The organism is Butyrivibrio sp. XBB1001, from assembly GCF_000424505.1.
In the GTDB taxonomy this organism is placed as follows: Bacteria; Bacillota; Clostridia; order Lachnospirales; family Lachnospiraceae; genus Butyrivibrio.
Map to the genome: position 1 here is coordinate 180,238 of NZ_AUKA01000003.1, position 22,101 is coordinate 202,338.

Genomic DNA, 22,101 nt, shown 5'->3' on the forward strand with positions numbered 1-22,101 from the left:
AATGAATTTCTATGCTGAATTAGGCGCGGTTGGAGATAAGCTTTATGGTATATGTAAATAGTGCAAGCCTATTATGCATAATAATTGTATTAGTCCTTAGTCTGTATAGGCTTGCTATGGCAGGAGGGAAGATACAAACAGAGGCACACGAAAACTCTTTTCTGGTAAAGCATGAAAGATTGATAGTGGCTTTTCTATTGCTAATTGGTTTCGTTATTTGCGTCTTTGCATTCCCAGATGGATTTATGCAGGATGAGGCTATGTCATCCTATGATGCTAAGAGCTTGCTTATTCATGGTTATGATCATCATGGTATTACTTGGCCTGTTCATATGTATGCTTGGGGAACATCTGAGCAAAGCGCTTTCCTGATATATTACCTTATCCCTTTTATAAAGCTATTTGGAATGAATGAAGTTTCTGTACGTGTCGCGGCAGTTATACTCAGTATGATTGGCGCAATTTTCTTTTGGCTTTTGTTAAGGAGTGCATTTGGAAAAGAAATTGGAATCATTGCGTTAATTGTTTGTCTCTTGAATCCGTGGCATTTTGTTCAGAGCCATTTTGCGCTGGATTGCAATGCGTTTCCTCATTTGTTTATAATTGGCTTTTTCCTGCTGCATTTATTTGCAAAGAATGATAAACGGAAGTACTTATGGCTTGGAATAGTATTTATGGGATTATGTCAGTATGGATATGCGGTATCCCTGTACTGTGTCCCGGTATTTCTGGTTCTTGTGGCAATATACTTTGTGCGTAATAAGATAGTTACTATTAAAGAAGTGCTGATAAGTATGGGCATATATTTAGTTACTTCGGGACCTCTTTTTGCAACGATGATATTAAATGTCCTAGGTGTGCAGGAAGATATACATTTGGGACCATTTACGTTGCCTGCATTTGTAGAGAATGAACGTGCTGGAGATATTCTCTTTTTTGTAGATGATAAGTTGGATTTTTTTATCAGAAATATCAAATACATATTTGGCATAACAATTCTTCAGCAAGAATATGTTCCGTGGGATAATGTCGAGCATTTTGGAACAGCATTCTTGTGCATGGTACCTGTTGCTGTGATAGGCTTTGTATATACTTGGTATAAGGCAACAAAGAGGGATGAGAATAGCCGCTTCTTTAGCATGGTGCTGTTTTGGTTTATTATGGCATTGTGTGAAGGTGTAGTGACGAATTTAAGCGGATTAATCAGACGTTTTAATATCTTCTATTATGTGCAGATAATATTTATTGTAATTGGAATCAGATGTATATGGAATGCTTCAAAGCGGTTATTTGCTATCACTATGGCAGTGTATTTAGCAATGGGAGCATTACTTGTATTTGATTTTGCTACAGTTTATCAAAGGTCTTTTTATGTTCCAGAGGCTAGTTCCAGGTATGTACTTGACGCAGCTTATCGTATGAAAGACATAGAATGCGATAGATATTATATTACTCCTGATACTGCATGGCCTGGTTCAAAAGATGTTACGGAAATATGGGTGTTATTTGCATTTGATCTAGATTCTGACTATGTTCTAGGAAATACGCAGAACAGCTATGACAGGCATTTTGATCATGGTTATGAAGAGCAGTTTGTTTACAGCAGAGCTGATCAAATAGATAGTATTGATGCTGATAATGCATATTTATATTTTGTAAATGCAGATGATAAGGATTTGTTTAGTGAGGATACGTTTGATAGCTATCAATATGGGGCATATTATCTTATGATTCCCAAGTGGATGAATGGATGATGAGATTGGGAGAATCTAGTGATAAATTTTGTTTTATTATTGGCATTTATAGTCATATATTATCTTGTTCCTAAATCTGTACAGAATTTGACGGTATTTATTGGGAACATGGTGTTTTGTTATATAATGGGCGGCTTTAGGATGATAGTATTTCTCCTACTGGCGTCAATATTGGCGTACGTTGGTGCTAGGTTCTATAAGAAGAATTGGCACTTTATTTTTGTAATTGGTTTTATAGTGATATTATCTTTTCTTTTTGTATTCAAGTATGTGGATTTCTTCCTTGGCATAGGTCAGGGAATTCAGATACTTTTTTCTGGTTCTAGTTCTATAAAACTGTTACAGCTTATGGCACCTGTAGGAATATCATTTTATACGCTGACTATTCTTAGCTATTTGTTGGAAGTAAAGTATGGGCTAGTTGAACCAGAAACGAATCTTATCAAATTTCTATGTTTTTCTACTTATTTTCCACAGCTTTTGTCTGGGCCTTTTAGTAGGTACAAGGAGCTTGGCACGCAATTTGACGTACCAAGAGAATTATATGAACAGAATGTTTATGATGGATTCAAACGTATTCTGTGGGGATACTTCAAGAAAAAAGTAATTGCTGACAGAATATCAATTGTAGTAGCAGAAATATTTGGAAATTATCAAAACTATCAGGGAATAACGTTAATTTATGGTGCAGTATGTTTTGCAATCCAGCTGTATGCTGACTTTTCCGGATATACAGATATTGTATTAGGAATATCTCAGGCATTAGGAATTACATTATCTGAAAATTTCAAGGCACCATTTATGGCTAGGTCTGTAGCTGAGTACTGGAGGAGATGGCATATAACACTAGGGGCGTGGGTAAAAGATTATATATATTATCCATTTTTAAGATCTAGGTTTATCAAGAATATTTCTAAGAAAACAAAGAGAAAATTCGGGAAAAAGTTTAGTAAGAATCTATCACTTATACTTGCTATGTTAGTAACATGGGTTTCGGTAGGCTTTTGGCACGGAGGTGCCTGGAAATATATTATAGGATCAGGCCTTTTACATGGCTTTTTTATCTGCTTTTCAGAGTTGACAAAAGATTACTGGGCAATGCTATATAAGAAGATTGGCTTTAACACTGAGAATCCTGTCTATATATGGTTTCAGAGGATTAGGACTTTTGTATTAATCTGCATTGGGTTTGTATTCTTTAGGTCAGTTGATGTTCCAAGTTCTCTTGATTACTTAAAGAGAATGATAATGATAAATGATTTTAGTATGATATCTGATGGATCTCTTTTTATGATTGGCACAAATATGGCTGGCCTTATAATCTTTGCATTAGCGCTGATAATGCTGATTGTGAGTGATAATCTAACATACAGGTATGATGATCCGCGAGTATGGTTAAATAATAAAAGTGTGATATTCAGATATGCGTTTTATTGGGCATTGGTAGTTATGATTGTTTTATCGCTTAATCTATCTACAGAGGAATTTTTATATATGCAGTTCTGATGATATTATTGATTTAAGGAGCAGTAGATGCATAGCTTTTGGAGTAAATGTAAAGTGTTAGCTAAGTTGGGGCTTTCAGGGATAATTGCGGTTGTTCCAGTGGGTCTTGTCTGGCTTTATATAATATATGGTGGAATGTTTTATTTGGATAGCGAGTACGCTTATTCTCGTTGGAATAAGGAGGCTTGTAGCCAGAATCATGAAGGAGCAGTTAAGGTTCTCGTAATAGGTGATTCTGTAGTAAATGCTGCTTTATGCCCAGATTATTTGTCAGATAGTACTTATAATTTGTCTCTTGGCGGTGTTTCTCCGGCAGAGATGTACTACGTTTTAGAAGAGTATCTTGAGAACAACCAGGCTCCCAAGGTGTGTTATATAGGCTTTTCAGATCAGGGATATATTACTGATCAAAATTTATATAAGCGTATTCTTTATTTTCATAGATTTTCAAAAGAGCAGGAAGAAGCTATATTTGCTGATGCAGAGGCCTTTGGAGAACAGTCAATACTAATTGAAGATTACGAGAATGAGAGAAAGAAGTATAGGCTGTGGTTTCCGGATAAATATATATCTGCATTAATGAACGGTGGCATTTTTATGAGATATAGTTCTAATATGGAATGCTACATAGTTGTGAATGAACACAAAGGCTCCTGGATGTCACAAAATGAGAACTGGGATACAGGTGCTGATACTATTGAATATAATTCATTTCCTGTTGGAGAAATGCAGAATTATTATATGGAGAAGATACTGGATTTATGCGCTGAGAATGGTATTACTCCACGACTTGTAATGATTCCTGTAAGACCAAACTGTGTCTGCAGCATAGAATATGTAGAAGATTGGTACAAAAGAGCAGTCCTATGGCAGGAACATTGCCCACAGATGACGTATTTTTATAGACCAGAAGGTTTTGAATATGAGGATTTTGCTGATGATTGGCATATGAATCATAATGGTGCTGCGAAGTATTCTGGAATGATCAAAGAGATTTATGCTGAGGATTTTGAATAAATGAAAGTATTGATGGTTAACAAATTTCTCTATCCAAATGGCGGATCAGAGACATATATATTTAAACTTGGCGAAGCTCTTGAGAAGGCCGGTCATGAGGTTCAGTATTTTGGTATGGAACATGAGGGAAGGTGTGTTGGAAATTCTGTAGATGCATATACCTCTGATATGGATTTTCATGGTGGTAGTAAGATATCCAAGCTGACCTATCCACTTAAGACTATATATAGCTCAGAAGCCAGGAAGAAAATTAGACAGGTTTTGGATGACTTTAAGCCAGATGTGGTGCACCTTAACAATTTCAATTATCAGCTGACACCCTCTATAATTTTGGAGATTGTTAAGTGGAGGGAAGAATATAGTAAAGAATTGAGTAATAGTCTTGAGTCCGAGAATAAGACTGATTTGAATTGGAATGGATGTAAGATTGTTTTTACAGCACATGACTATCAGCTACTTTGCCCTAATCATATGTTTAACATTCCATCTACAGGCCATAATTGCGAGAAGTGTATTGGTGGACGTTTCAGTAATTGCATCAAGAATAAGTGTATTCATGGATCCACTGCAAAGTCTGTTGTTGGAGCTATGGAGGGATACTTCTGGAAATGGAAGGGCGTTTATAAACATATAGACAAGATAATCTGCTGCTCTGAGTTTATGAAGAGCAAGATGGATATGAATCCGGTGTTTGCAGGGAAAACAGTTGCAATGCACAATTTTGTGGAACATGTGAGTGAAGTTGATTGCGCGAAAGCTGCTGAAAATAATAATCCTGGTTCAGGCTTCAAAGGAGCGGAGAGTTTTAGCAGCGGAAATAGCGTTACTTTAAGTGATGGTACAAAACTTCCATCGCAGTATGTCCTTTATTTTGGAAGATATTCTCTTGAAAAAGGCATTAGAACAATGATTGAGGCCTGTGGTATGCTGCCGGAGGTGGATTTTGTATTTGCTGGCAAAGGAGACTATGCGGAAGATATAAGGAAACTACCTTATGCGCAGGAAGTTGGTTTTAGAACAGGAGAAGATCTTGATAAATTGATACGAAACGCCGTTTGCACTGTATATCCATCTGAGTGGTACGAGAATAATCCATTCTCCGTCATGGAGAGCCAGGAAAGACTAGTTCCAGTTATAGGGGCGAATATTGGTGGTATTCCGGAGCTAATCCGTGATGACGTAGATGGAATACTATTCGAAAGTGGAAATGCAAAAAAACTTGCTGATGCCATTAAGAGTCTTTGGGATGCTTCGGAAACGGTAAGAAGATTCAGACAGAATTTGAGGGATGTTCGTTCCAGCAGAATGGATGTGGGTCAGTATTGTAAATGGATTGTGGAAAAAGTATATACATAAGTCCGAAAAAGGGTTTGTTAGGAGAAAAAATGGATTCATTATATGTAGTTATGCCTGCCTACAATGAGGAGGCAAATATAGAATCAGTGGTTACAAGTTGGTACAAGTTGTTAGAAGGAAAATCAAAAGAATCCAGGCTTGTTGTAGCAGATAGTGGCAGCACAGATAGAACGCATGAGATTTTGCAGAAGTTACAAGAAAAATATCCGCAGTTGGAGATATTAGAAGACAGTTTGAAGCAACATGGTCCCAAATTGTTGGCACTTTACGGATATGCCATTAAAAAGGGAGCAGACTATATTTTTCAGACGGACTCTGATGGGCAGACAAATCCCAAGGAGTTCGATTTCTTCTGGGATAATAGAGAGGCTTACGATGCGGTTATAGGTAACAGAACTGCTCGTGAAGATGGTAAGGATAGGGCATTTGTAGAGGATGTGGTATGCCTTTTGCTGTCCATGTACTTTGGAGTTAAGGTGCCAGATGCAAATGCGCCATTTAGACTTATGAAGTCCTCATTAGTTGCCAAGTACATTGACAGATTTGACGAGGATTATAATATTCCTAACATTATGTTTACAACGTTCTTTGCCTTTTATGGGGAAAAGACTTTGTTTAAAGAGATTTCTTTTAAGCCTAGACAGGGAGGGGAAAACTCAATTGATCTTGTGAAGATCACAAAGATCGGAATTAAGGCCTGCTCTGATTTTAGGAAGTTTAAGAGGCAGATGAAAAAGAGTAAGTAATTATTTGTTGTGAGAGTGGTTTATGGAAAAGAAGCGTAGCATTGAAAATATAATAGCGGCAGTGTTATCTCTTTTGCTGGCTGTTATTCAGGGATTTGCTAGTCCCCTGCACCCATGGATAAGGGGCGAACTGAATGTGGATTCGGGAGTATTTCAGACGGTGGCTCTTATGATGGAGCGTGGCTTCATGCCATATAGGGATACTTTCGATCATAAGGGACCATATCTGTATGTCCTGAACTGGCTTGGTAGAAGGCTTGGTGGATACTGCGGAGTGTGGTATATCGAGGTGGTTACAATAGCTGTAGCTATCTTTTTTATGTATAAGACTGCAAGGTTGGTTTCATCAAGGACTTCAGCTTCTGTAGCTACGCTGGTTGGACTTTCAATACTGAACAGATGCTTCGAAGGTGGCAATTTCTCTGAGGAGTATGCGATTCCTCTTATTGCCGTTGCTACATACATATTTGCAGACTACTGCATGAATGATGTTATTTCTAAGATTAGGATTGTGATTTCTGGAGCATGCCTTGGTTTGGTGCTGATGCTTCGCCCTAATATGATTGCTGTGTGGGTGGTGTTCTGCATTGCTATCTTCGTTTCTCTGATAGTTTTCAAGAAATGGGAAGATTTAGGGAAGTTTGTGCTGTGGTTTCTTATTGGAATGGCAGTTGTTGGAATTCCTGCATTTATCTGGCTTCTTGTTAACAATGATGTCAGAGCATGCGTGGATGCTTATCTTTTCTTCAATATGAAATATACTGTGGCTACAAAGGCAGAGAAGATTAGTGCCTTTAAGTCATTTTTCCTGGTTCCATCAAGTATCGTTGCGGCTGTGTGCATGATACTTAAGTGCTTCAGGAAAGAGAATAGATTTTTCAATGTGTCATATCTTGTTTATATGGCATTGTCGTTTGGATTCCTGTCCATGAGTGGTAGGGAGTATTTGCACTACGGACTGGTCCTGGTACCTGTAGTGGTTTACCCTATTGCGGGAGTTCTTAGTGAAGTCGAGGGGCTTAGAGATAGGGAAGATAAGAAAAAGTCTGCTACAAGCATTGCATCATGGATAGCTGTAGTTGCTGCCTGGGTATGCCTTGTGGCATTTGTCTTTGTCCCTTCATGGAAGGATATGGTTCTTGGTATTCCTAAGGTTTACGCTGAAAGAAACGAAAATCACCTTAGTAGCGAAGCTAACAACATCTATGAGGTTATTCATTATACAACAGATGAATCAAAGACTTTATCAGTGTTTGGAAACTGGGACACTATCTATGTGCTGACAGAAAGACCTCATGTTACAAGATATTCATTCCAGGTGCCTATTGGAGAAGTTGATCCTAGCATTATGGATGACTACTTTGCACAGCTTCAGGAGGAACTTCCAGATCTTATTGTGGTATACTGCCAATATAGACGAGATCAGATGAATCAGTTCCTTGCTGATAATGGATACCAGATGATCTATGCACAGAATCCGGATGATCCAAGCCATGGGCCATCCCTTTGGAGTTTACAGAATTAAAGAGGTGGAAAATGCCGGTTTACACCAAACTTTTTATCGCATTTTTCCTATGCGTGTTTTTCACATTTTATTTTATATTGCAGCTTTTTAGAAAAAATGCGCGAAGAGGCGCATTTTTTTCTAATGGACTTATTTTCCTTGCCAGCGTAGTTTTCTATGCCTGGGATGATGTTAGATTTATTCCTGTTTTATTGGTGCTTGGGATTGTGACCTATGTTTCGGGCCTGGTTCTTGAAGGCGTTGGAAACGGGGAGAAGTCAAGGGGAACAGCTCTTTATGTGTTGTTTATGGTCTTGGAACTGGGACCAATAGTAGTTGCAAGGTTTATTGGTCTTTTTTCTTCCGTTGGAGTTATTGGTGCAAGAAATCTTTTAGTTCCTTTAGGGCTGTCTTTCTTTACATTGCAGGCATTTACATATACTGATGCGGTATATAGAGGGAGACTTAAGGCTGACAGGAACATTTTAAATGTGCTGACTTTTGTTAGCTTGTTCCCTTGTGTTTCCAGTGGACCAATTCAGAGAGCAGAAAAGCTCCTTCCACAGATACAAAAGGTGGAGCGAAGCTTTGATTATGATGAGGCTACAGATGGACTTAAGCTAATAGTCTGGGGACTTGTTAAAAAGCTTGTTATTGCGGATAATCTTGCCATTTATATTCAAAATGTAAGAGGGGCTGAAACATCGTATGGATCAGCGCTTCTTCTGTCTGCTATATTCTATTCATTTCAGCTTTATTTGGATTTTTCAGGATATTCAGATATAGTTATTGGGGCAGCCAAGGCTCTTGGATTTGACCTTGGGCTTAATTTTGACCATCCTTATTTGTCACAGTCTGTTGGGGAATTTTGGAGAAGATGGCATATTTCTCTTAGTAGCTGGCTTAGGGATTATGTCTATATTCCTCTTGGTGGAAGCAGGGTTAGTCCATGGAAGATTTACAGGAATCTTTTGATAACGTTTGCTGTCAGTGGCCTATGGCACGGAGCAGGTATCACTTGGATAATCTGGGGACTTTATCATGGCGCGTGGCTTTGTATTGAAAGGGCGCTTGGCTCTTCAAGGAAAATGCGCGATAGCGCTGGTAAGCTGAGTATTGGAAAGGTAATTCTTACCTTTGTGATTGTAACTATTGGTTGGATTATGTTCTCTTCTGCGTCAGTAGGAGAGTTTTGGAACATCGTTAGTTCTTTTGCCAAGATTCCTGGAGAGGTGGCTGGCGTAGCATGGACTGAAGGATTTGTTAGTGGACTGAAGGCACTATTTATGGTTACTTCAGATGCTCATGTGGGAACATCCATTTTAGGCCTTGTGGCTTTCGGAATTATCAGCAGTTACACCTATGGAACCAAGACCTGCGGCCTTGAAATTATAAGGAAGCAGAACGCTGTAGTAAGATGGTGTGGATATTTTGCGTTGATTCTGTTAATCTTGCTGTTTGGGGCGGCAAATAGTGCAGAATTCATTTATAATAGATTCTAGATTGTGCTTAGAGGAATTAGAGATTGAAGAAACTAAGTTTGAAGCTTTGTCTGTTTATTATTCCGGTGCTGATATATGTGGGCATCAGCGTGTTTGTGGATGCTTACAATGTTTTTCATGTTGAGGATATCAGGTTTACAGATATTACGCCAAATCAGAACTATATTAAGACCAAGTATGTACTTAACAATAAGGATAAGTTCAATGCATTTATCTTAGGATCATCGAGAGTTGCGAATTTACCGCCAGATGGACTACCACAGACGACAGAAGATGGGAAAGACCTTCGGTGGTACAACATGACTTATGCCATGGGAGCGCCGCAAGAGAATTATCAAACAGTGAAAAGTTTGATAGATGGCGGAGTTGAGATAGATGAACTTATTATCATGATTGATGAGATTTCTATGTGGAAAGGGATCAGCTATGAGCGTGACCAGCTGATTTTTGTGAACTATCAAACCTATGAAATGTCACCACTTAAGTTTTATTATGCATATATTAAGCAAAAGCCTGTCTTGAGAATCCTTCCACAGATTTTTGAAAAAATAGTTGGGAGCAGGGAATTCGAGCAGAAAAAAGAGCTCTTTTACGAATATGGCGTAGATATTAAGAATACAGATTTGAGTATTGGACAAGACGTACGTAATTTAGGCTCAGCAAGGAGTCTTGAGTATACAGAAAAAGCTGGAAGTATAGAGGCTTTGCAGAACCTTGTGGATATTTGTGAAGCCAGAGATATTAAGCTGGTTGTTCTGACTACGCCAATCTATGAGGAAACTTACCGCGAGGGCGTTGAGAATGGTTATCTGGAATTTCTAAAGGATGTTGCGAAAGTTACTGACTTTTATAATTTTTCAGGCCTTAATGAGTATACTGAATCTAGCAAGTACTATTTTGATGAATCACACTTTAGGCCATATGTTGGAAATGAAATGGAAAAGATAGTATTTGGAGAGGAACAGCCACAAGGGTTGTTTGGAATTCATGTTGACAGTTCGAATATAAGTGAAGTCATAGATGAACTTGAAGAACAGTTATCAAATTAAGATGTAGTTATGGAGGCATATAGATGTTTATTTATTCTCTACCTAAATGGAATAAACATATTAGTATAAAAACAGTTAATATAGTAGTTACCGTGTTTTATATTCTAAGCATAATACCGATGTTGGTTATTGGCCATTTTGACTGGCTTTCAGCAGATGACCTTGCTCAGGGTGGCCCTATGATCAAGTATTATGAGAGTACAGGAAATGTTTTTGCAACATTCTTTATGGCGTTTTATTATGCTTTTGATTTTTATCTTAGATGGGAAGGCACGTTCTTTCCATGTTTGATGTATAGGTTCAACCCATGTGTACTTGGAGAGAGAATGTATTTTCTTGTAGTATACGTGATGATAGCTATTCTAACTTTTGGAGTTTGTTATTTCTTTAGAACTTTGATAGTCCATGTTTTTAAAGGAGACAAGAAACTTGCAAATATAATTTCAATGCTTACGCTGATCATCATGATTCATTCATTGCCAGCAAATGGCCCAAGAGTTGAGATGTTTTACTGGTATACAGGGGCCGTAGACTATACTTTTATGCTGGGAATGGGACTTTTTTGGAGTGGCCTTTTAATAAGAGCAGTTCTATGTGATGACAAGAGATCTCGAGTTAGAAAGTTGTGCTGGGCATGCTTTTGGGGATTTTGGCTAGGTGGAGCAAACTATCTTACAGCATTGTCTCTTGCAGTTATATCGTTTCTGATAGTTGTATTGATTGTTCTCGAGAAGGTAGGCTTTATTAAACTGGAAAATGTGGATGCTGAACGTAAGAAGATTTTTAAGCTTTTGTGGCTTCCGGCTTTATTTAATTTTATTGGACTTCTGGCAAGTGTATTATGTCCTGGTAACGCTTCGAGAGCGAGTCAAACACAAGGATTTGGCCCTATTAAGTCAGTCTTAATTGCATTTTACTACGTTTTTGAGGTTTGCATTAATGCACTGACAAGATGGGAAGTGCTAGTTCTGTTAGCTATAGTTGCAATTATAATGTGGAAACTTGCTGGAACACTGAATCACAGGTTTGAGCACCCATTTATTTTTTCTATTTTTGCATTAGGGATGATGGCAGTAGTTATTGTTCCGCCGCTTTTTGCCCTATCTAATGTAGATGCTGGAAGGCTTAGGGGCTATATTTTCATGAACTTTGTTCTTATGATGGTGTTGGAACTTATGTATATGCTAGCTTGGGGCAGGCAGAAGATTGAAGGTGAGATATATTCTGTAAGGGTTCCAGAGGACAAAGGCTCTTTTGCACAGGTTGGTAGCACCGTGATAGCTCTTTTGACAATGGTTTTAGTATTTGGAAGTGCTTTGTGTGTGAAAGCTGATCCATATTACTATTCTTGGAGTTCTGCATTTACTGATGTTGTAAATGGAAATGCCAAGACTTTCTATAATGAGAATGTTGAAAGACTTGCTGTATTGAAAGATGACAGCGTCAAAGATGTTGTTTTGAAACCTTATTCTGTAAGACCAGAAATCATAGCTTTTGATGATGCAACAAGTGACCCAAATGAGTGGATAAACTATTACTTAGCTAAGTACTATGAGAAGAATTCTGTGGTTGTGAAGAGTGAGTAATTTTTTGTAGGAGAGTATGAAATTGGGAAAAAACGACAATGAGAAAATAGATATATCAGTAGTAGTGCCTGTCTATGGCTGCCCAGAGGCAATTCCTGAACTAGTTAGAAGAAATACTGAAACTCTGCAAAATATGGGAGTTGGATACGAGATTATTCTTGTGGATGATCGAGATGGAATGGGCTCTTGGGATGCGATTAAGAAAGAAGCCCTTGCAGATGAACATGTAAAGGCTATAAGCCTTACCAGGAACTGCGGACAGGATAAGGCAATTACTGCCGGTGTGACTGCGGCCAGAGGAGATTGGATTGTTACCATGGACTGTGATCTTCAGGACGCACCAGAAAATATTCCGATGTTGTATGAGAAGGTGCGGGAACAGGAACTGGATGTACTAATTGTCAGACGCCATGACCGTAAGGACTCAGCCATAGTACAGCTATTATCCAAGGCTTTTCATAAGGTATTCAGCTATTTGTCAGAACTTGATTTTGATTATGAACTTGGAACATACCTCATAGCTAGTAAGAGAGCGACAGATCTCTATGTTCATACAAAGGGGCAGGGAAGAGATTTTACTATGTTCCTGTTATGGACTGGATATAAGAAAGGTTTTGTTGATCTTGAGCATGAGACAAGGTTTGCAGGGAAATCTTCCTATACATTTGGAAGGAAAGTGGAGTATGCAATAAGGGCTATGACCACATTCTCAAACAGGGTGCTCTATGTTCCTGTTTATGTGGGAGCTATTTCAGCAATTGGTTCGTTGATTTATATTATTTTTGTCCTAATTTCCTGGGCAATGCATGTGGCTAATCCGGAAGGGTGGAATACATTGGCAGCAGCAGTGTTCTTTTTTGGAGGACTTATTCTGAGCACACTTGGCGTACTGGGAATATATATCGGTAATATATTTGACGTTGCAAAAGAGAGACCTTTGTATATCGTGCAAGAGCGGATTAATCTTCCAAATGAAAAAAACTGATAATGAAACAATGTAGTAATTAACTCGATATCTTATAGATACAGCAAACGGAGATGATAATGGCAGATATTACAAGTAGAATCAAGAAAATAGTTGGCGTTGTGGTGGCTATTCTTACAATAGTTATGATGTTTTCTGTGGTGGCAGGGACATTATATACTTTTCCCGCAGAGGATGATTTTAGTTATGAATGCGGAGGAAGAGATGGGGCTGCTGAGTATAAGTCCTCTGTTATTGGATCTTTTTACAAGACATTAAATATTTATCGTGTTCAACAAGGATGTTATACAGCAATGTACCTTGACCACATGGTAAGACCTTACAATAGAGGTGGACTTCCAGCTTTTCATGTGGCTATGCTGGTTTATATGGTTCTTTTTATTTTTGCAGTGGGATTTGTGCTTAGAACATTGATAAAAGATAATACAGCATTTGCCATAGCTATGTTTGCTGCAATGATTTCTTGTTTTGGAATGACAGGAAGTTCAGGTGGGACCATGATTTTTTATTGGTATACTGGCAATGTTGGATATATGTTAATGTTCACTTTGGCTATGTTCACTACTGGATTTTTCCTACGAGCTATTAAGAATGAAGGGAAGAAGGCAATTCTGTATTTAGTATTAAGTTCAGTGTTTGCGTTTTTGGCAAGTGGTGGATCACTTGTAATTACTTCTATTAACTGTTCTATGCTCCTTGCAATTATTATTCTTGCGTCTGATAAAGTTAGAGTAAGTAAGATACTTATTATCCCATTTATTTTTGCTATGATAGGGGCATTTATAAATGTGCTAGCACCAGGAAATTTCCAACGAACTCAAAATGATCTTAATGAAGGCCATGAGACAGTAGTCGATGCTGTTAGAGATACTTTCCAGTGCTACTTTATTGAATTAAAGAAAATTGCTGATCCTTTAATGGTTACAGTAATGGTTATTGTAATAACAGCTGGAATAATTCTTGGGGTAAAAGTGATTTCAAAAAAAGTTACATGGAAATTGATGCTAATTAGTATAGCTGGAATATTTGCAATGCAGTATTTTACTATATTCCCAGCAGTTTTTGGGTACCATAGAGTACAACTAACAGGCCATGTTACTGCTAGCTACTATATTATTGCAAGACTTTTACTTATCGTGTTGTCGCTTATATTTTCACAATGGATACAGGATTCGGCGCTTCTAGAAAAAACGAATAATATTGGGAAAATGATTACAATCGGTGTGGCTGCTATTGCTATTCTATTTTTAATCATTTCACCTACTTGCCATAGTATTTACAGTGATAGCTTTTGCGCAAGAACCTATAGAGACTTAAGAAGCGGAAGATTTAATGAAGTGTTAGCTATTAGGGAATACGAATTGACTTACTTTGAACTAGCTGAAGAGGGAAGTGATGCAATCTTGTATCTTCAGTGGGATACTGGTTCTGAATCGCTACCAGCTATGGGAATTGGTTCTGATTGTGAATGGATAGTTAATCGAAGTGCTGCTAATTTATTTAAATTGCATACAACCACTGTGCTGATACCTTAAGGAGCTGCAATGGCATTAGATAAAAACAACTACAAGGAAGCGGTTAGAAAACTTGAAATAGGCATTATATCAGTTATCATATTTGTTCTATGTATTGCGTATGGTGATATTTGTTATGAAACCAATGATGATGTAGTAATAAATATGATAGCGGCTGGTGCGTATGGAGAGCCATCACAATATTTGGTTTACAGCGGGATATTATGGGGATATTTTATAAAAGCTTTGTATGTTTTATTCCCGGGGTTTAACTGCTATTTACTGTCTTTTTTGTTTTTCAATCTATTATCAATGTTTATAATTTGTCAGATTTTGTCAGAAAAACTAAGCCTGACATTTACGGCAGTTTTGACAGTTATTGTGAATCTTCTTCTTTTCAAAGATTTTTATGTGAATGTTCAGTATAGCAAAAATGCAGCAATATACGTGGCTACTGGCTTTGTTTTGATCAGTTGTTCTATTTTCATAAAAAAGAGGAGTTGGTGCAGACTAATTACGGGCGGATTGTTTCTGGCACTTGGACTGGCTGTAAGAAAAGAAAGCATGGTACAGGTTGCACCATTGGGAATAGTGACAATTTTAGCTGTACTAATGATTAGTCATTGCTATGGCGCGGAAACTGAATCGAAGATATGCTCTGCCAATACTATGAGGAAGATAAAAGGCAATTTGCTCGGCTCAACATTGAAACTGCTAATACCTATAGCAGGCTGTCTTCTGGTATTGGGTACAAATTATATCGCATATCATCTGAACTCAGATTGGGACAGTTATTATCAGTGGGATAAGATCATGGTCCAAAAGAGAGATTTTGGAAACTATAACTTTGAACGTTTTCAGGATGAGTATTTAGCAAATGGATTTACTGAGTGGGATTTCCGCCTTATGGAAGAGTGGATGTGGAATGATTGCGACAATTATTCCCTTGATAAGATAAAGCTCATGGCAGAGATTGGTAAAGATATCAAGATGAACCGCTTTAGGCTTGATACTAAACTTGCGGGAGATACCGCCGGGCTTATTGGAAAGGCAGCACAAGAGAGTAACTTGCCTATTTTGGCAGTAGTAGTTTTGCTGGTATCTGTTGTCTATTTTATTGTATCAAAGAATTGGACAGGGCTTATTGGTTCAGTATTTTTGTCGTGTGGCGTGCTATTTGAGATGTATTATCTTGCATGCCTTCGCAGAGCACCATGGAGAGCAGAGTTTGGCATATGGTTTGCAGGAATATTGTTTATACTGACTCTGGTGATGTTGTGCAGTGATAATCGTAAAAAAGTACAGGCTGTAGGGACTGCAATGAGCCAAAGCCTTGGAACATTTGGTAAGAAAGTTGCAATGCCGCTAAAAATTGCAGGCCTTATTTGTGCTGTAATAGCTTTATTCTTTTGGCAAAAAGAGAACCTTGATTATAGCATTAAGAGTTGGGAAAATAGGGATTATTCTAGATACAATTACATTAAGAGCATAAATGAAACAGATGGCCTTTTTGTGATGAGCATAAATGAGATGTTTGCCGGATTAAATGGGGCTACCAATATTTGGGACATAAATCGAACTGAATATGAAGGCTTCTACCACAATATCATAGCTGTTGGCGGTTGGGTGATTCCTTCTCCAATTGGAATGTATTATGCACATGAAAATGGGGTAAGTAATGTATTTAAGGCTTTTTCCGAAAGAGATGATATCTATTATATCGGTGGCGGAGAGACAATGGGGTATCTGTTGGTGTATCAAAATGAGAAATACGGGCCGGGAATATCTGTCAAGGATGTAGAGTTTGATTGGGGGAATGCTTGGCAGTTTTATAGAGAAAACTTCTAATTGCAACGCAATTAGAAGTATGGCTCATGATCGTAGTTGACTTCATCCTTGCCATAATATGTTCTAACTCCTTCTTTCCAGTCTGATGCATCGCGAGGATAGAGAACGAATGGATCAACAGCTATTGGTGAAACAGTAACAACGGCATCATCAGTTTCCAATATTTGGAAATTGAGAGCCATTTGGTAACCATAGTATTGTGCTGTGCTAAGGGACAAATCGCTTATAGAAGCGGATGTAAGGTATTTGCCTGGTGTCTCAATGATTTGACTCTTTATGGAGAGTATAGTCATAACCACAGAAATACACACAATGGATGTACCTAGAATAGAGTTATGGTAGTTAAAGTTCTTTTTATAGAGCCAAGCACAATAATAAAATATGTTGAGTACTAATAAAAGAATAAAGGCAAAATATACACAATTGGCAACCCTTCGAACGCCTAGATTACCGTTTATATAACCGATAGTTATTTCTGTTGATGCATCAAGATAAGTTGATGGTGCATATAAAGCGCTTAGCAGGCAATAACTAATAAAGGTAATCAGACCAGGAAGAGGAAATTTGAAGTCAACATTTTTAAGGACTTCTTCTTGCGTGATCATGTACCAAGTCAGTATGCATGTTATTAAAATAAAAGCTAAAGTAACTAGGGAGAAATGTCTTTGTATAAAAGCGTTGCTTAATACAAAGGCATTTTTTGCTGTAACAAAAAGACCATTTGTTTTGTCTGTTACAAGAACCATTCTTTTTTTGTTTCCGATGGCGGTAAGGTTTATAACAGTGCCGATTATGTATGTTATAGTCATTGGCAATATACGAAAAACAATCTTGTAATTTCTTTTACCCCAAATTGTCAAATAGAGCATAGAGCATCCTATGAAAATAATGAGAGTAAGGAGACCACCGAATACAGTAATATTATTTACTCCTGCAGCTAGCAATCCAAGAATGCTAATAAGAATACAATTAAGTAAAGGCCTCTTTTGCTCTGTATCCTGCATGTAAAGAAAAGTTAATCCCAAGAAGACCATGAGAAGTGCATGACCAAAAGTGTAATGGACAGCACTGTTAAACCAAGTAAATGCCTCAGCCTTGCCATCTACTCCCTCTATACTAATAAATGTTGTGAGAAGGAATATACACCAGGTAATAGTTTTAGAAGCTTTAAAAACTTTCCTGAGTATGCTGTTGAAAAGTATGTAATAGGAAACGAACATAGCTGTAATCATCATGGCTCCGGTAAGATGATACAGTTTTACACTGAAAACGCCTGGCTGAAGTGCCATAAGAAAGCATGAAGTGTAGGTTCCCTGCCAAGTCAGATAAGCCTCTACAGTTCTAGCAAAGGCCGCACCAATTGCAGCAAAAACAGAACCTGTAGATCTGAATATCAAATGAGGGTTGGCTCCATATCCGAAATCATCCGCCCAAGGATACGCATATTTTGATGCCCAGATAAATGGGACAAGTGCAGCAATTATAGTGAGAATAATTAATACAAGGAAGATGTATAAGTGAGTTTTCTTTTTCATGTTGAGTCCTTTTTCATTATTTGTTTGAGCAGTTAACCGCAGACTATGCTGCTACGGTGACTTTATCTATTAGTATACTACATGTAAAAGCTTTTGGTCTATTGCCACGGGATGCTAATGCTTAATTTGAATTGATGAGGGGATAAGCATGTAAATTTGGCTTTAATACTATTGAATTAAATATAAGTGTGATAAAATGGATATATGGTCACGAAATTACATTACACTGTAAATGCTTCCTGGCCGTATATTCTTTTTTATACTCAATTGTTCGCCTGCCGCTGTGGCCGGCGTTTTCTGACGAAAGGAGATGTTCTTTATGTTCGAACAGGTAAAGCTATCTTATGAAGCAAATGGTCTGGAGCCGCACATTGACCAGGCTACAATAGAAACTCATTATGGCAAGCATCACGCAGCTTACACCAAGATGTTCAATGAGCTGGCTGAGAAGGCTGGATTAGCGGATAAGCCTGTTGAGGAAGTATTGGCATCTCTTGATAAGGTTTCTGACGAGACTCTTCGCAAGGGTTTGAGGAATCAGGGCGGTGGATATTATAATCATAACCTGTATTTCGAGGCATTTAGTGCAAGTCCTTCCAAAGCTCCAAGTGGCAAGCTTGCAGCTGCGATAGACAGGGACTGCGGAGGGCTGGAGGCTGTTATAGATGCTCTTTCCAAGGCAGCAGCTGGACAGTTTGGATCAGGCTGGTCTTTCCTTTCTGTAGATAAAGATGGCAAGCTCTATGTTACTGCATCTCCTAACCAGGACAATCCTATTTCTGAGGGCACAGGCAGAACGCCTATCCTGGCGCTTGATGTTTGGGAGCATGCTTATTACCTAAAGTACAGGAATTTAAGAGCTGATTATATCAAGGCTTTCTGGGAGGTTCTGGACTGGAAGGTTGTAGAAGAGAGATACGAGAAGGCTATTGGATGATAGTACAGGAATCAATTATTGTTGCGTAAGCACATGCCAGGCTATATAGTAAATATGTGGCCTGGCATTTTTGGGCCAAGTTGCGACTTAGATAAAAAAGAATCAAAGGAATACATATGAATAGAACCAGACTTACTCTTTTTGTTTTGATCTTATCTTGCTTGTTCTTTTTTGGAATAGCATTTATAGATGGCCCCATATGGTGCGTGGATTCAGGCAGTTATGCATCAATGGACTTTTCAAGAGAACCTGTATATCCAACATTTCTATGGATTCTTAGAACGATTTTTGGTGAGAATAGATATCTTTTTGTAGCAGTGATTTTGCAAAGCCTTTTATGGGTATATGTTACTTGCATGGCAACAATGTATGTGTATGATCTGGCATCAGAATTGCTACCACAGGACAAAAGAGGTGGATTTTTTAAACTTGTATTTGTTTTGCTGGTATTCTTTTCACAGCTTCTTACCTCTATTCTTAACAGATTTGTTGCCCAAAGAGGTTCCATGTATTCTGAATCGATCATGACAGAGTCGTTGGCAATGCCGCTATTTGTACTGTTTTGCATAAGGCTTTCAAGATGGCTGGTTTACAAAAGAAAATTAGATTTTGTAAGCCTTGTCGTTATCTCTTTTGTTATTGTCAATACCAGAAAGCAGATGATGATAGTGCTGATATTGTGGATAGCAGCCTCTTTTATCTGCACTATAGTTATCAAGAAAACCCGCAGTGTTAAGCATTTTCTAATTGTCCTGATATCTATTGTTGCTATTTCCGCTTCTTCTAAACTATTTGATTGTACTTACAATTATTTGGTAAGAGGTGTATTTCACGAGCACACAGGAAATGGGATGGGGGCTCTATGTGTAATGATGTATTCTGCAGACAGGTCTGATGCAGATCTTTTTACGGATAATGAGATATTCCCTGGAGAAAAAGAACTATTTCTGAAAATATATGATGAATGCTATGATCAGGAGATTCTCCTTGATAATTTCAGAGGAACAGACTGGTATAGCCTTACAGATCATTTTGCAAGCAGCTACGATGTTATAGGCTACGAAATAGTGTTGCCTGCTACTTTTGAGTACATAAAACAGCAAAATCCCGATATGGGCTATGATCAGATCAGAATACTTGATAGCGAGATAGAGTCGCACATGGCCAGGGTTCTGATGGGTCAGGATAAAAAGGATCTTTTGACAGTTTTTTTGGCAAATTTATTAAGGGCCTTTGCATATTCCAATGCAAAGCCAGCTCCAGCTATTATTGTTGCAGCGTCTATGGCTCTATATGGCCTTTACGTGATACTTTTATCTATTGCTGGTATTAAGATGAGAAAAAAAGAATCTTATACGGAAATTTTTGTGTTTGGAGGAGTTTCACTTTTGGGACTTATGATAAACGCTGGAGTAGTGGCTCTTTTAATATTCCCACAGGGAAGGTACATGGCCTATGCAACAGGCTTGTTTTATTCTGCAATATTACTGTTACTTACAGTGGATGGATCTTTTTTGAGGAGATGAGAATATGTGCGAGGCTCTTAGAGAAATAATGGCTGATGAGCTTAGTGAGGCTGAGAGAAAAGGGGAAAGAAAAGGCAAAATAAAGTTTTTTGTTGAGAAGATTCCCAAGAAATTGGCTAAAGGTAAGGATTTGGAGACTATTGCCGACGAGCTAGAGGAAGATGTAGAGAGGATTCGCCATATAGTCATGCTTGCCAGCAAATATGCGCCAGACTATGATATTGATGCAATCTATAATGCGCTTAATGGAGAAGATAAGTAATGTCAGATAAGAAAGAGAAACTTGAATACGAAGGATACACTGGCACAGTGAATTATGATGCTAAGTGTGATTACTACACTGGTGAGGTTGAGATTGACGGCCGTCTGTACACCTACGAAGGGGACACTTTTGAGGAATTACAGGAAGATTTCGAGGATATAATTGATTCCATAATTGCGTTTGATGAGATGGAAGACGAGGAAGAGGAGTAATGATAAGCCCTCCGCATCCTGGCTGATGAGCCAGAGTGCGGAGGGCATTTTTATGTGGCAGAAATTATATAGTTTTATATAGAATTATATAGCTTTATATAGTCTCTCTGGAATTATATAGAATTATATAGTATTATATAGGTAGAAGTTAATTATATAGATTTATATAGCTTAGGAGATGATTTGATGGCAGGTAGAAATCCATATACTATTAGTTTTGGAAAGATTCCAAGTAAATACTTGAGTCGTAACTCTATAATTGACAGTATTACTGAGGAGTTGGAATATGACTCGCCTGATGAGCAGGTTTTTAAGCTGACTGGGATCAGGGGAACTGGCAAGACGGTTACGCTTACTGCAATTGAGAGATATTTCAGGGAGCAGGATGATTGGATTGTAGTAGACATTCGGTCTGATTCAGAGATCATAAGCGAGATTGTTGCTAAGCTTTATAGTGAGATTCCCTTTATTACTAGCTTTGTTGATGCAAGTCTCAATCTTTCTGCCTTTGGAATAGGACTTAATCTTTCCAAAAAAAGTCCTGTAGCCAGCATCGATTATGCATTGGAAGCTCTTTTGGAACATATGAAGAAGCATGGGAAAAAGCTCCTTATCACAATCGATGAGGCTCGCAAGACTAAGAGTATTACTGGATTTATTCAGGAGTTCCAGATACTTATCAGGAAGGAACTTCCAATTTTTGCTATTTTGGCAGGTTTATATGAGGACATTGAGAGTCTTGAAAATGCTGATGGTCTGACTTTTTTCCTAAGGGCGACCAAGTATGAGATGAAGCCTCTTAACGTGACCTATATCAGAGATGATTACAAGAACACCTTGGGCGTTTCCTACGAGGAGGCCGAGAAAATGGCGTTTATGACTAAGGGCTATGCCTATGCGTATCAGGCTCTTGGCAAGTATATGTGGGATTATAAGGCAAAAGAGCTTACGGATGAGGTCTTAAAGAGCTTTGATGAGATTCTTGCTGATAAGGTATACAAGAAGATTTGGAGCGAGCTTGCGCCAAATGACAGGTGGTTCCTTCAGTTTATAGCTAAAAAGGATAGTATGCCAGTCAGTGAATTACTTGAAATGACTAGGAAGAGTCATAGTGAGTGGTCAATTCCACGCGCAAGGCTTAAAGAGAAAGGCATAATAGATGTTGAGAGCAGAGGAGTGATAAAGCTGCTCCTACCTAGATTTAAGGAATTTATTGACACTCAGTTATAAAGAAATATGGGAAAAAGAAAGCCCTCCGCATC

The 22,101-nt window shown here is 38.2% G+C and carries 18 protein-coding genes; 17 read left to right on the forward strand and 1 reads right to left on the reverse strand.

The window, feature by feature from the left end:
• Positions 1-44: 44 nt before the first annotated feature.
• From G631_RS0105875 to G631_RS0105930, 12 genes are read left to right on the forward strand one after another with little or no spacing between them, the layout of a single operon-like run.
• Positions 45-1,754, forward strand: coding sequence for an ArnT family glycosyltransferase (locus tag G631_RS0105875; protein WP_026488661.1), 1,710 nt, complete (start codon positions 45-47; stop codon positions 1,752-1,754).
• 18 nt (positions 1,755-1,772) lie between these two features.
• Positions 1,773-3,260, forward strand: coding sequence for an MBOAT family O-acyltransferase (locus G631_RS0105880; RefSeq protein ID WP_081671254.1), 1,488 nt, complete (start codon positions 1,773-1,775; stop codon positions 3,258-3,260).
• 54 nt (positions 3,261-3,314) lie between these two features.
• A complete protein-coding gene (locus G631_RS0105885; protein WP_155833885.1) occupies positions 3,315-4,277 on the forward strand; it encodes a hypothetical protein in 963 nt (320 codons plus the stop codon).
• Positions 4,278-5,633: a glycosyltransferase gene (locus G631_RS0105890; RefSeq protein WP_026488664.1), complete on the forward strand. Its 1,356-nt coding sequence runs from the start codon at positions 4,278-4,280 to the stop codon at positions 5,631-5,633. It begins immediately after the preceding gene.
• Between the two features lie 29 nt (positions 5,634-5,662).
• Positions 5,663-6,379, forward strand: a complete 717-nt coding sequence (locus G631_RS0105895) for a glycosyltransferase family 2 protein (RefSeq protein ID WP_026488665.1) — start codon at positions 5,663-5,665, stop codon at positions 6,377-6,379.
• Between the two features lie 22 nt (positions 6,380-6,401).
• Entirely contained in the window at positions 6,402-7,904 is a 1,503-nt protein-coding gene (locus G631_RS0105900) for a hypothetical protein (protein ID WP_026488666.1), read from the forward strand.
• An 11-nt stretch (positions 7,905-7,915) separates the two neighbouring features.
• Positions 7,916-9,385, forward strand: a complete 1,470-nt coding sequence (locus G631_RS18195; RefSeq protein ID WP_026488667.1) for an MBOAT family O-acyltransferase — start codon at positions 7,916-7,918, stop codon at positions 9,383-9,385.
• Positions 9,386-9,408: 23 nt separating this feature from the next.
• On the forward strand, positions 9,409-10,434 hold the full coding sequence (locus G631_RS0105910) for a hypothetical protein (RefSeq protein ID WP_026488668.1): 1,026 nt from the start codon (positions 9,409-9,411) through the stop codon (positions 10,432-10,434).
• 23 nt (positions 10,435-10,457) lie between these two features.
• The gene (locus G631_RS0105915; RefSeq protein WP_026488669.1) at positions 10,458-12,020 is read left to right on the forward strand and encodes a DUF6056 family protein; all 1,563 of its coding nucleotides are present in this window, start codon (positions 10,458-10,460) and stop codon (positions 12,018-12,020) included.
• A 22-nt stretch (positions 12,021-12,042) separates the two neighbouring features.
• Positions 12,043-13,005 carry a glycosyltransferase family 2 protein gene (locus tag G631_RS0105920; protein ID WP_051196910.1) on the forward strand — a complete coding sequence of 321 codons (963 nt, stop codon included), beginning with the start codon at positions 12,043-12,045 and terminating at the stop codon, positions 13,003-13,005.
• 59 nt (positions 13,006-13,064) lie between these two features.
• Complete coding sequence (locus G631_RS0105925) at positions 13,065-14,540, forward strand: DUF6056 family protein (protein WP_026488671.1); 1,476 nt, start codon at positions 13,065-13,067, stop codon at positions 14,538-14,540.
• Positions 14,541-14,549: 9 nt separating this feature from the next.
• Positions 14,550-16,367: a hypothetical protein gene (locus tag G631_RS0105930; protein ID WP_026488672.1), complete on the forward strand. Its 1,818-nt coding sequence runs from the start codon at positions 14,550-14,552 to the stop codon at positions 16,365-16,367.
• Positions 16,368-16,378: 11 nt separating this feature from the next.
• Here G631_RS0105930 and G631_RS0105935 read toward each other — a convergent pair whose 3' ends face one another.
• Positions 16,379-17,902: a hypothetical protein gene (locus tag G631_RS0105935; RefSeq protein ID WP_026488673.1), complete on the reverse strand. Its 1,524-nt coding sequence runs from the start codon at positions 17,900-17,902 to the stop codon at positions 16,379-16,381.
• A gap of 319 nt (positions 17,903-18,221) precedes the next feature.
• On the opposite strand from G631_RS0105935, the gene G631_RS0105940 reads away from it, so the two are divergent.
• The 5 genes from G631_RS0105940 (at position 18,222) to G631_RS0105960 (ending at position 22,069) form a co-directional block, all read left to right on the forward strand.
• Positions 18,222-18,839, forward strand: coding sequence for a superoxide dismutase (locus G631_RS0105940; protein ID WP_026488674.1), 618 nt, complete (start codon positions 18,222-18,224; stop codon positions 18,837-18,839).
• A 116-nt stretch (positions 18,840-18,955) separates the two neighbouring features.
• On the forward strand, positions 18,956-20,365 hold the full coding sequence (locus G631_RS0105945; RefSeq protein ID WP_026488675.1) for a hypothetical protein: 1,410 nt from the start codon (positions 18,956-18,958) through the stop codon (positions 20,363-20,365).
• Between the two features lie 4 nt (positions 20,366-20,369).
• Positions 20,370-20,627 carry a hypothetical protein gene (locus G631_RS18200; RefSeq protein ID WP_051196912.1) on the forward strand — a complete coding sequence of 86 codons (258 nt, stop codon included), beginning with the start codon at positions 20,370-20,372 and terminating at the stop codon, positions 20,625-20,627.
• The gene (locus G631_RS18205) at positions 20,627-20,839 is read left to right on the forward strand and encodes a hypothetical protein (RefSeq protein WP_035789378.1); all 213 of its coding nucleotides are present in this window, start codon (positions 20,627-20,629) and stop codon (positions 20,837-20,839) included. The genes G631_RS18200 and G631_RS18205 overlap by 1 nt, the downstream gene beginning before the upstream one ends.
• A gap of 186 nt (positions 20,840-21,025) precedes the next feature.
• Positions 21,026-22,069, forward strand: coding sequence for an ATP-binding protein (locus G631_RS0105960; protein ID WP_035789379.1), 1,044 nt, complete (start codon positions 21,026-21,028; stop codon positions 22,067-22,069).
• Positions 22,070-22,101 lie beyond the last annotated feature (32 nt).